Here is a 12,124-nt window from a genome sequence, read left to right on the forward strand (position 1 = left end):
CATTTGATGAAGACTCTTTAAATAAAGATAAAAGAAACCCCGGAAGCCATCCGGGGTTATATTTATGCAGTGAAAGTATTGAATAAAGAGGAAGCTGTCAGACCACAGGCCACTCGTCCAGAATTTCTTCGGGAAGTTCCCGGAGGGCTTTACGAAGCACCTCTTCTGCGGTCATATCCGGGTGAAGGGAACTGCTGACCAGCTGGCGCCAGAGTCTGCTTCCAGGTCTTTCGTGGAAAAGACCCAAGGTGTTTTTCAGCGCATGGTGGGCCGTCCGTTTGTCTTCGCCAAACTGGGCCACATAGGGGAGAAAGTTCTCGATGACCTCCCGTCTTGTGGGGGAAGGTAAAGTGTCTCCGGGAAGAAGTGCGTCCACTTTTGAAAGAAGAAAGGCATCTTCATAGGCAGCGCGGCCGATCATGACGCCATCCACCTGGTTCAGATGGCGTTTGATGCTCTCCACTGTCCGGATGCCACCGTTGATCTCCACAAAAAGATCTGGAAACTCTTTTTTGATGCGGTACACATCTTCATAGTGAAGAGGCGGGATCTCCCGGTTGTCCTTGGGACTGAGGCCGGCAAGGATGGCAATCCTTGCGTGGATGATGAAATGCTCTGTGCCACGGTCTTTCAACGTCTTCACAAAGTGGGAAAGATCTTCATACTGGTCGAGCATCACCCGGGGCAGAGACTCAGGGAGCACATTGGTGCCATCAATGCCGATGCGGGACTTCACGGTGACAGGCTTCTTTGTGACCTTTCTTGCCTCACTAAGGATTTCTGCCACAAGATCCGGATAAGCCATGAGGGAGGCCCCCATGTCATTTCCTGAGACACGGTCGGAAGGGCAGCCGGCGTTTAAGTTGATTTCATCATAATCCCAGTTTTCTGCAATTTTAATGGCTTCTGCAATCTCTCTGGGATCTGAGCCAGCGATCTGAAGGGTGATGGGTTTTTCAAGCGGAGAAAAATCCAGAAGCTTTTTCCGGTCTCCGTGGAGGATGGCGCTGCTGGTGATCATCTCTGTATAGAGCATGGCTTTCTTTGTGAGAAGCCTTGTGAAATATCTGAAATGACGATCGGTGACGTCAATCATGGGCGCAATACTGATTCTTTGCACGATGCTAAAACTCCTTTATCTTTTCCATGGAATCAAATAGCTTTCTCCATGGGGCAGTTCTTAAGATCCTTCATGGACAATTTTTGAAGGATTCCTTTGGGGGATAATCTGTTTATTATACATTCAACATAAAGAGGTTTGAAAGCCAGTTCATAGAAAATTAACAGGAAGGAACGGGGAAATGTCCTAGGATGATGGGCAGAAATAGTGGGGTATCCTTACGGGAAAAAGACGTAGACACGCTCTCCTCAAAGTTTCATTTTCCAATCCCTGGGCTTTTCTGCTATAATTTAGAATGGGTTTAGCGTGCAGGCTTATAATACCGTAGTATGCGAGATGCGGCAGTCTTTATGGCAGCCCATGGAAAAACCGAATGAACACCTTCTTTTTAAGAGAAAGAAGACAGGAGTTTAAAAGATGAAAAAAATGGATCAGAAAATCATTCAGATGAAAGAGATGGACCTTCTTCTTTGTCCGAAATGCAGAGAAGAGCTTCATGTGGAAGAAAAAAGCTTAAAATGCAAAAACCGCCATACCTATGATGTGTCCAAAAAAGGCACCGTAAACTTTGTGCTGGGCTATGGAGAAGAATACTACAATTTAGCCATGCTGGAAGCAAGAGAGCGGGTCATGGGAGAGGGTTTTTTTGAAGAAATCTTAACGGCCATGGCCGAAGAAATCTACGAGGACATCCTGCTTCTGGAAAAGGAAGGGGACGTCATCAGAATTCTTGATGCAGGCTGCGGAGACGGAAGTCACCTGGCCATGTTGGGAGAAGCACTGAAAGAAAAAGGTCTTCAGGTATCCATGGTAGGGGTAGACCTGTCGAAGGACGGGATCCTTCTGGCAGGCAGAAAAATGAACGATGCCCTTTATTTTGTGGCAGATCTCAGTGCACTGCCCTTTAAGGACAATTCCTTTGATGTGATCTTAAACATCCTCTCTCCCGCCAGCTATAAAGAGTTTCAGCGGGTCCTTTCCCCTTCAGGCCGTGCCTATAAGGTGATTCCGGGGGCAAAGTACCTGACGGAGCTTCGGAAGCTCTATGGTCTGTCCGAGTATGACAATGGAGAGATTGTCTCCCATCTGAAAAGCCACACGGTGGTATATAAGGAGCGGGATATAAGAGCCCAGAAAAAGGTAGAGCGTTATGCGGATGATCTGCTTCTCATGACGCCCATGCTGTGGGACAAAACGATTCTGGAACCCGGAGCCAAGCTGTCCAAGGTCACCATCGATGTGCATCTGGCCACCTTCGGGTATCCAAAGAAAATTGAGGAAGGAGTGTCTCTATGAGTGAACAGAATAAAAGCTATAGTGTAGAAGACTTAACTTCGCTGGAGAAACTCGAGCCTGTCAGAGTCCGTCCGGGGATGTACATAGGAAGCACCGGACAGAAGGGCGTCCATCACTGTGTATGGGAGATCCTCGACAATGCCATTGATGAGATCACCAATGGATATGGGGATACGGCTTATGTGATTTTGAACAAGGACAAGAGTGTCACGGTCATTGACAATGGCCGTGGCATTCCTGTGGGCATACATCCCACCAAGAAGATTTCTGGTGTGGAAATGGTCTATACAGAGCTTCACACCGGTGGAAAGTTCAACCACGAAAACTATAAGACTTCAGGTGGCCTCCACGGTGTAGGAGCTTCTGTGGTCAATGCCTTAAGCAAGTGGCTGGAAGTGGAGGTCCATAAGGACGGTAAACTCTACCGCCAGCGTTTTGAACATGCCTATGACAAGAAGTATGACAGAAAGATGCCGGGCACACCCGTGACCAAGCTGGAAACCGTGGGCACGACAAAAAAGCAGGGAACAAAAGTCACGTTCATGCTGGACCCGGAGGTCTTCACCAATGTGGAGTTCCGCTTCGAGATCATCGACATGAGAATGATGGAGCTTTCTTTCCAGAACAAGGGCATCACCCTGGTTTTAAAGGATCTTCGGGGGGAAGAACCCTTAGAAAAGACCTATCACAGTGAACGGGGACTTCTGGATTTCATTGCCTACTTAAATGAGTCCAAGACCGTGATCCACGAGGAGCCCATCCATTTTGAAGGCGAGAGAAGCATCGGCAATGTGACCTTGGAAGGGGAAGTCTGTGTGCAGTTTACAGACTCTTCTTTGGAGAACATTGCAAGCTATGTGAATAACATTCCCACCAATGAGGCAGGTACCCATGAGACGGGATTCAAGACCGGTATGACGAGAGCCTTCAAGGAATGGGCAAAGAAGCTGAACCTGGGCAAAGACAAAAACTTTGAAGGGGACGATCTTCGGGAAGGGATGACAGCCATTGTGAAGGTGCGTCTCACAAACCCTATGTTTGAAGGGCAGACCAAGAACAAGCTTGGAAACTCTGAAGCCTATACCCTTATGAATGATCTGGCGTACACCAAGTTCTATGAGTGGATTGAAGACCATAAAGACATCGCCTCCCAGCTCATTATGAATGCCATTGATGCGGCCACGCGCCGGGAAAAAATCAAGAAGATCAGCGACATGGAACGTAAAAAGGTGGGCAAAGGCACGTCTCCACTGGCAGGAAAGATTGCCGTGGCCACGTCCAGAGACAAAAATGTTCTGGAGTTCATTGTGGTGGAGGGAGACTCCGCGGGAGGATCCGCCAAGCAGGCAAGAGACAGACGGTTCCAGGCCATCATGCCTTCTAAAGGAAAGATCATGAACACCGAAAAGCAGAAGCTGGAGAATGTTCTGGGCTCAGAGGAGCTGAGGCTTTTCAACACCGCCATCGGTACCGGCACCTTAACGAGCTTTAAATTGGATGATGTGCGCTACGGGAAGATCATCATCATGAGTGATGCCGACGTGGACGGATACCACATCAGAACCCTGTGGCTCACCTACATCTACCGCTATATGCGGCCCCTCATCAGCAACGGCATGCTGTACCTGGCCCAGCCTCCTCTTTACAAGGTCTATAAGCAGACCAAGAAGGGTGAAGTCCATAAGTATGCCTACTCTGATGACGATCTGGAAGGGCTGAAGAAAGAGTTTGGACAAAACTACAACATCCAGAGATTTAAAGGTCTTGGAGAAATGAATCCGGACCAGCTGTGGGAAACCACCCTCAATCCAGAGACCAGAACCCTTCTTCGGGTCACCATCGATGATGCCGCCAGGGCGGAGCGTATGGTGTCTCTACTCATGGGCGACGTGGTGGAGCCCCGTAAAAACTATATTTATAAACATGCAGAATTTTAGGAGGTGGCATTTTGGCGAAAGACAACAGAATTCCTGAAGATCAGAACATCTTGAATGTCCCTCTGGAAGAGGCCATGCCGGACAATTTTCTACCCTATGCCGTGGAAGTGGCGAAAGACAGAGCTCTGCCAGACGTTAGGGACGGCCTGAAGCCTGTTCATAGAAGAATCCTTTATGGTGCCTATCAGCTGAAGGCGTTTCCGGATAAACCCTACTATAAGTCCGCAAGAGTGGTGGGAGACATCCTTGGTAAGTATCATCCCCATGGAGACTCCTCAGTCTATGAGGCCATGGTGATCCTGGCTCAGGATTTCTCCACAAGACTGCCTCTCATTGACGGCCATGGAAACTGGGGATCCATTGATGGGGACAGTGCAGCTGCCATGCGTTATACCGAAGCCAGGCTTTCGCCCGGGGCCATGGAAATGCTCCGGGACATTGATAAAGACACGGTGGATTTTACCTATAACTACTCGGATACAGAGCTGGAGCCCAAGGTGCTTCCGGCCAGATATCCCAATCTTCTGGTGAACGGTGCCTTCGGTATCGCCGTCGGCCTTGCCACAAATATTCCTCCTCACAATATGAGAGAGAGTATCGATGCGGTGTGCGCCTACATTGACAAGGAAGACATCACCGTAAAAGAGCTCATGAACCACATCAAAGGACCGGACTTTCCTACTGGGGGTGTTCTCATTGGAGGAGACTCTCTACAAGATGCCTATGAAAAGGGCGAAGGAAAAGTCGTATTAAGAGCCAATGCCAAAGTGGAGAAGCTCACCACGGGACGCTATGGCGTGGTCATCAGAGAGTTTCCTTATAGAAAGAACAAAGCGAAGCTTCTCCAGCAGATCTCTGCCATGACGGCAGACAAGCGTCACCAGAAGGTCTTGGAAGGCATCATGGACATTAGGGATGAGTCCGACCGAAACGGCGTCAGGGCGGTCATTGAGTTTAAAAAGCAGGTGGACCTGGAAACAGCGGAGAAAATTCTTCTCTATCTCTACAAAAGATGCGACCTGCAGATCAATGTGAATTTCAACATGGTGGCCCTCTATAAGGGAAAACCCGAAACCATGAGTCTTCTGGATATGATCCGCTACTATGTGGAGCATCAAAGAGAAGTCTTAACAAGAAGAACAAAGAAAGAGCTGGAGACGGCCATGAAGAGGTTCCACATTGTGGAAGGCTTCATGAAGGCCATCGACATCATGGATGAAGTCATCAAGACCATCCGGGATTCAAGTTCCAAGGCCAATGCCAAAGAGAACCTAGTGAAAAATTTCGGCTTCTCCGAGGAGCAGGCCACAGCCATCTTGGAGCTGATGCTTTACAGACTCACAGGACTTGAACTGAAAGCCTATGTGAAAGAACACAATGAGCTGAAAAAACTCATCGCGTCCCTGGAGAAGATCTTAAGCAGTGAAAAAGAGCTCAACAAGCTGGTGAAGAAGGAGCTTCTGGAAGTGGCGGAAACCCACGGGGATGAAAGAAGAACCATGATCATCCGGGATGAGGAGGAAGCGGTCATTGATGTCATGGACATCATCGTCCAGGAGGACGTGGCGGTGACCATCTCCAAGGAAGGGTTCATCAAGCGTCTACCGCTAAAGAATTTCCAGAGGGTCACATCCGACACCTCTGCCATTGAGTACCGGGAAGGGGACAGTCTGTCTGTGCTTCTTGAGAGCAACACCCGGGATCTTCTTTATATCTTCACGGATGCAGGAATGCTGTACCAGATGAAGACCATGGATGTGCCAGAACACAAGTGGAAGGACAAGGGCGTACGTCTGGACAACTACATCAAGGGCATTGACTTCAATGAGGAGTCTGTCATTGGCGCCTTCAGCCTAGAGAATCCGGAAGAGGAAGGCACCTTCCGGTTCATCACGTCCCGCGGAGCCATGAAGAGAACGAGTCTTGAAAGCTTCAAGACCAGTTACACCAAGATCATTGCCCTGAAGCTGAAGGGGGAGGAGAAGCTGGTGTCTGTGGTCCTTGAAAAACATAGGATCTACTATGAGAATACAGCAGGAGCACTGCTTCCTAAAAAATACAAGGATTTCCTTTATGAGCATAAGGAAGCGCTCCATCTTGTGGACCTGCCAAAGGCCCCTGAGTTTATCAGGATCCTCACAAAGAACGGTCTGGACTTCACGGTGCCTGAGGCTCATGTGGAGGTGAAGGACCGTATGACAACGCCGGATCCGTTCTTATCCCTGCCGGATAAGGATGAGGTCTACCGTGTCCACTATGAGGAGGACTATGAGGCCAAGGCCTTCAATGTCACAGTGTCCGACCGAGGAGAAATCAAGCTGACCCAAAGGGCCAGCAGAGCCCGAAATCTCTATAAGGCTTCTGGAGAGTCCTATGAGAGCCTCGTCATTGTCACGAGTCTTGGGGCTTACTATAAACTTCCGCTCTATATGTTTGAAAATCTTACAGGAATCGTCCTCATGCAGGACCTTTATGATGACTACGACAAGAATGAGAAGGTGGTGGGCGTCTTTACCCTGGAGGAGGAGACAAATTCCGGGAAAGAAGTGTATTTTGCCACCGAAGAAGGCATCGTGAAGAGAACCTCTGTGGAAGACTTCAAGGGCGATGCCACCAAGGGGCAAGTGGTGAAGTTCAAGACACCAACGGATAAACTGGTCTATGCAGAAGCCTTCCCAGAAAATATGGAGGAGACCATGCTCATGGTGTCTTCTAAAGGGATGGCCATCCGGTTTGAATCCAGCAGCATCTCTTTGTTATCGAAAAATGCAGCAGGGGTTCTCGGAATGAATCTTCGGGAAGAAGACCGGGTGTTCTTTGCGAAGATCATCACCGATGAAAAGGAAATGGTAGTGGGATCCAAGGGAAATGCCGATGAGACCCAGATGATTTCAGACATCAAGCTTCAGAACCGTGCCACCCGAGGAAAGAGCATCATGACTCTGTACCTCGGAGATACCATCAACAAGGTGGATCTGAACTAAAAATAGCAAAAATGAACGGTTAGAAAAAGCGGATCAGCCTAGTAGAAGGCTGGTCCGTTTTTTAGGTATACCTTCACTAGATGCTAAGTTCTATTTTTGAACGGATTTGATGTTTTAAAATTTAATGAATTACTTGTAAAAGTTGGTTTTTTGAGACATATTAAAAATAAAGAACGAGATATACGTTCAAAAGGGGTGGTGGGAATGAAACTATTAAAGATGAGAGTCCAAGGTCTCAAACTATTTACGAATCCACTGGATATAGAGTTTGTTACTCATCAGAAAGTTATGGAAGAGGACAAAGAGGATCTTTTCAAAGTATCTTCAAAACTTTATCAGAATACAGCGGTTGCTCTCATTGGGATCAATGCGTCAGGGAAGACCTCAACTTTAAAGGTGATTTCTTTTATGATGCAGATGCTCAATCATGATTCCATCAATAAAATAGAAGAGAAAGTGATTCTTCAGGGGCTACGCGAAAATGAAGAGGTTGCATTGGAGTCTTATTTTTCATGGAAGTCTGAGTATTTATATAAACTGAGGACAGTGATTAAAGTCAGGCCAACTCATGAAGAGGGCAAGGCGGACTACTATATTTCTGATGAAACCTTATGGAAGAAAGAGTTGACCAAAGTACTGACCCGAAAGAGCGCATTTGACTTCTCTGAGTCTATGATCATTCAGAAAAGAAAAGGGGATGAAGAGTTCCTTCCGGAAGATGTAAGTATCATTATTTCGATGAACAAGAAAAATGACAGCAAAATATACAATAAGGATCTGATTCAATGGACGAATGTGAACTTGATTCGAGTTCTGGGAGATTTCCCTAAAGAGCTTATCCAGTATTTGGACCCCAGCATTGAATATCTGACGTTTGATTTAGATCAGGACGAAAAGAAGTTGAAAGGGATCCGGTTGAAGTTTCGAGGAAAAGATGAAATTAACATGAACCATCCAAAGGAAGTTGAAATGTATTTGTCATCAGGTACAGTAAAGGGAATCAATGTGTTTATTCATGCTCTTACTGTTCTCGAAAAGGGTGGATACCTGATTCTGGATGAACTTGAGAATCATTTCAATAAAGAGATTGCCACATCATTACTTAGACTCTTCATGGATCAGCAAATCAACAAGCGTGGCGCTGCGATTATTTTTTCGACGCACTACCCAGAAATCCTGGATAGATTGAGCAGGAATGACAACATCTACTTTGTGAGGAATATAGATGGAATCAGAGTAGATAATCTTGGAAGGTTACTGAAGAGAAGTGATTTAAAAAAGAGCGATGTCTATCAAAGTGCATTCATTAAAGGTACCGCACCACAGTACGAAGCATATCAAGCAATGAAACGCGCATTTTCATCTATTGTAAATGGTGAAGCGTAGTATGGATGAGAGGGTAGCTATCTGTATCTGTGAAGGTGGAGCAATGTGGATTTATAAGAGCAGGAATAAAAATCCAAGGGAACTGACCTTATATGATTTAGTTAGACAGAAATGATTTTGGAGGATATTTGTTTGTGAGAGGGTCTAAGCTGTATCATTCAGCTTAGACCCTCTGTATTATTTTGAATGGTCTTTTTATCCTTATAAGAAGGACGTCTGTCCGTACAGGTTCAGTGAAGAGATAGAGGAAATCGATCCTGAACCGTAGAGATGCAAGAGGTCTTTACCATGGTCAGAGGTTCTGACCAAAGGCAAAAGCGGGAATATGCGTCCTAAAGGGCGAGAAACCCTTTTCATTTTATTTTCTCTCCGATAAGGTAAGAGTATCAAACAAGAAAGAGGTGCAGTACATGACAAAACGAGAAAGATTCAGTGAAGGAATCCAGAGATTCGGACGGTCTCTCCTTCTGCCCATCGCCATCATGGCCCCCATGGGAATGATTCTAGGACTGACAGGTGCCCTGGTTCAGGGGTACATGGTCGAAAGAGTGCCATTTTTAGCCAATGAGACGCTTCAGCTGATTCTAACCAGCCTTCGAAGTATCGCCGACATTATTTTTTCTAATATTCCGGTACTCTTTGCCATGGGCGTAGCCTATGGGATGTCCAGGAAGGAGAAGGGCATTTCTGTCTTTTCCTCCATCATCGCCTATCTCATTCTAAACATCACTATCAATGTCTACTTAAAAGCCACGGGAACCCTGGCGGATGCCGAAACCATGGCTCAGGTGGGTCAAGGCATGGTCCTTGGCATTCAGACCTTAAGGCTCGATGTCCTTGGCGGAATCATCGCAGGTCTCATCGGTGCCTTTGCAGCAGACAAGTATTACAACAAAGAACTTCCTGTAGCTTTTGCCTTCTTCTCCGGAAAGAAGTTTGTGCCCATGGTGAGCATCGTATGGGCCACCATTGCAGGGCTCATCATTCCCTTCTTCTGGGCATATCTTACCAAGGGACTCATCGCCTTGTCCAAGGTCATCCTGGTAGGTGCGGTTGGACCATTCGTCAATGCGCTCATGGTGAGACTGCTCATTCCACTGGGTCTTCATCATGTATGGAGTGCGCTGATCCGCTTTACACCAGCTGGTGGAACCTACGTCATTGACGGAGAAACCTTCACTGGAATCCTGCCAACCTTGAACGAAGTGCTCTTTAACCAGGGACCAAATTCTGAAGCCTGGGAAATGCTGCCGGAACTCACCAAGTTCATGGCGCAGAACCAGATGCTGGTGACACTCTTTATCATCCCTGCCATTGGCCTTGCCATGTATAAGAGTGCTTATGCCAAGAACAGACCTTTCGTAAAAGGGATCATCATCACCATGGTGATTACACCATTCCTTGGGAACATCACAGAGCCTATGGAATTCTCCTTCCTCTTTATCGCACCGCTTCTTTACGTGGTGTATGTGCTTCTTGCAGGTGTGGGCGCTGTAGCGCTGTACCTCATGGGTACTGGGGTTGGATACATAAGAGGAACCATCTTTGACTTTGCCATCTTCGGTCTCATGTATGAGAACACCAGATGGTACAACATCCTCATCGTGGGTGTGCCTCTGGCCATCGCCACGTACTTCATCTTCAAGTGGGCCATTGAGAAATATAACATTGCCACTCCTGGAAGAGAAAGTGATGAGTATGAATACAACAACCTCATTAAAGAAAAACGTTATGGAGAAGTGGCAAAGATCGTTATTGAAGCCCTGGGTGGATCTTCTAACATTGTCAACGTGGACAACTGCGTCACAAGGCTTCGTATTGACCTGAAGGACATGAATCTTGTGAACAAGGAAAGACTCAAAGACTCCGGCACTTCCGGAATCTTCTTCCCCATGAAAAATCACATCCACATCGTCTTTGGACCCAACGTGGAATTTGTGAAGAACGCTGTGACTGACGAACTGAAGATGATCAGCTAAAGGGGATCTCCCCTTTAGCTCCTTTAAAAAGAAGGAGGAAATTACCATGAGAAAGAACCCTGTGATTACCATTGCGGGCGCTGGAAGCCTTCGGATTCCTGCCCTCATTGGGAGTCTCATATATTATAAGGAAACGCTGCCTGTGGCAAAAATCATACTCTTTGACATTGATGAAGAAAGACTTCAAAGAGTGAGAGCTTACATCGATCTTACCCTCAAGGAGTACTACAGTGAGGCGGAAGTGCTGTTCACAACCAAAGAAGAGGAAGCCTATGGAGACACGGACTATGTCCTCTGCAACATGAGAGTGGGTGTGGACACCATGAGAAGTGTCGATGAGAAGATTCCTCTGAAGTACGGCCTGGTGGGTCAGGAAACCTGCGGTCCAGGAGGCTTCTCCTATGGCATGAGATCCATTGGTGCCATGATCGATATGGTGAACACCGTGAGAACGTACTCCAAAGACACCTGGATCCTCAACTACACAAACCCTGCTGCCATCGTGGCGGTGGCCCTGGATAAGGTGTTCCCAGAGGACAAACGCATCATGAACATCTGTGATCAGCCCTACTCCATGATCAAGTCCTTTGCGAAAATTCTGGGCGAGGACATGTATGATCTGGAGCCCAGATACTTTGGCCTCAACCACTTTGGCTGGTTCACCTCTCTAAAGAACGCAAAGACCGGGGAGGAGCTTCTGCCGAAGCTCAAGGACTACCTCATGGGCCATGAGTTCAAGCCTTTCAACGCGGAGCAAAGAGACCCTTCCTGGCTGAAAACCTATAAGAACGTCAACAAGCTCATGCAGTTTTTCCCGGAATATGTGCCAAACACCTATCTTCAGTACTACTTCTTTGCAGAGGAGATCGTGCAGGACTCCGATCCAAGCTTTACAAGGGTAGATGAAGCGAAGCTGGGCCGGGAGAAAAAGGTGCTGGATATCCTGAAAAAAGCCGAGACTCAGGGAAACCTCACGGACATTCCGCTGATGCAGGGAGAAGTCTTTGGCAACCTCATGGTGGAAGTGGTGGACTCCATCCACAATGACCTTAACAAAGTCTTTGTGGTCATTGGCAGAAATGGAGATTTAATTCCAAATCTTCCTGAAGACGCCATGGTGGAGCTGGCCTCTTACCTTGGAAAAGAAGGGGCAAAGATGATTCCGTATGGAGAGGTGAAGCCTTTCTATAAGGGGCTCATCGAAGGCCAGTATGCCTATGAGAAGCTCACGGTGGAAAGCTACCTGGAAAAAGACTACACCAAAGCGCTCCAGGCCCTCACGTTAAACCGGTCCATTGTGGATCCTGTGAAGGCAAAGCTGGTGCTGGACGATCTCATGGACCACAGCGCGGACTACTGGGCTTTAGAGAAAAAAGAGCTGTAGGAGATCATAGAAACATAAAAGAGAAAGAGCTGAAAATG

7 protein-coding genes are annotated in these 12,124 nt (G+C 47.2%); 6 read left to right on the forward strand and 1 reads right to left on the reverse strand.

The genetic code is table 11. The annotated features are described in order from the left end of the window. Positions 1-97: 97 nt before the first annotated feature. Entirely contained in the window at positions 98-1,120 is a 1,023-nt protein-coding gene (gene dusA / locus BM243_RS05945) for a tRNA dihydrouridine(20/20a) synthase DusA (protein WP_207646168.1), read from the reverse strand. Positions 1,121-1,537: 417 nt separating this feature from the next. On the opposite strand from dusA, the gene BM243_RS05950 reads away from it, so the two are divergent. The 6 genes from BM243_RS05950 (at position 1,538) to BM243_RS05975 (ending at position 12,086) form a co-directional block, all read left to right on the forward strand. Further along, positions 1,538-2,416, forward strand: coding sequence for a methyltransferase domain-containing protein (locus BM243_RS05950; protein ID WP_074911352.1), 879 nt, complete (start codon positions 1,538-1,540; stop codon positions 2,414-2,416). Continuing rightward, positions 2,413-4,353, forward strand: a complete 1,941-nt coding sequence (locus BM243_RS05955) for a DNA gyrase/topoisomerase IV subunit B (protein WP_074911354.1) — start codon at positions 2,413-2,415, stop codon at positions 4,351-4,353. Before BM243_RS05950 ends, BM243_RS05955 begins: the two co-directional genes overlap by 4 nt. Positions 4,354-4,364: 11 nt before the next feature. Further along, on the forward strand, positions 4,365-7,337 hold the full coding sequence (locus BM243_RS05960) for a DNA topoisomerase (ATP-hydrolyzing) (RefSeq protein ID WP_074911356.1): 2,973 nt from the start codon (positions 4,365-4,367) through the stop codon (positions 7,335-7,337). A gap of 204 nt (positions 7,338-7,541) precedes the next feature. Continuing rightward, positions 7,542-8,723, forward strand: a complete 1,182-nt coding sequence (locus BM243_RS05965; RefSeq protein WP_074911359.1) for an AAA family ATPase — start codon at positions 7,542-7,544, stop codon at positions 8,721-8,723. A 410-nt stretch (positions 8,724-9,133) separates the two neighbouring features. Beyond that, positions 9,134-10,702, forward strand: a complete 1,569-nt coding sequence (locus BM243_RS05970; RefSeq protein WP_074911361.1) for a PTS transporter subunit EIIC — start codon at positions 9,134-9,136, stop codon at positions 10,700-10,702. A 46-nt stretch (positions 10,703-10,748) separates the two neighbouring features. Further along, positions 10,749-12,086 (forward strand): family 4 glycosyl hydrolase, encoded by a 1,338-nt coding sequence (locus tag BM243_RS05975; RefSeq protein ID WP_074911363.1) that lies wholly within the window; start codon positions 10,749-10,751, stop codon positions 12,084-12,086. The last annotated feature ends 38 nt before the right edge of the window (positions 12,087-12,124 follow it).

The sequence above is a fragment of the Proteiniclasticum ruminis genome (assembly GCF_900115135.1).
Classification (GTDB): Bacteria; Bacillota; Clostridia; order Clostridiales; family Clostridiaceae; genus Proteiniclasticum; species Proteiniclasticum ruminis_A.

Excerpts from the sequence above, each read along its gene's own strand:
- BM243_RS05950 (WP_074911352.1), top strand. The coding sequence starts at position 1,538 with ATGAAAAAAATGGATCAGAAAATCATTCAGATGAAAGAGATGGACCTT.
- BM243_RS05955 (WP_074911354.1), top strand. The coding sequence starts at position 2,413 with ATGAGTGAACAGAATAAAAGCTATAGTGTAGAAGACTTAACTTCGCTG.
- BM243_RS05965 (WP_074911359.1), top strand. The coding sequence starts at position 7,542 with ATGAAACTATTAAAGATGAGAGTCCAAGGTCTCAAACTATTTACGAAT.
- BM243_RS05970 (WP_074911361.1), top strand. The coding sequence starts at position 9,134 with ATGACAAAACGAGAAAGATTCAGTGAAGGAATCCAGAGATTCGGACGG.
- BM243_RS05975 (WP_074911363.1), top strand. The coding sequence starts at position 10,749 with ATGAGAAAGAACCCTGTGATTACCATTGCGGGCGCTGGAAGCCTTCGG.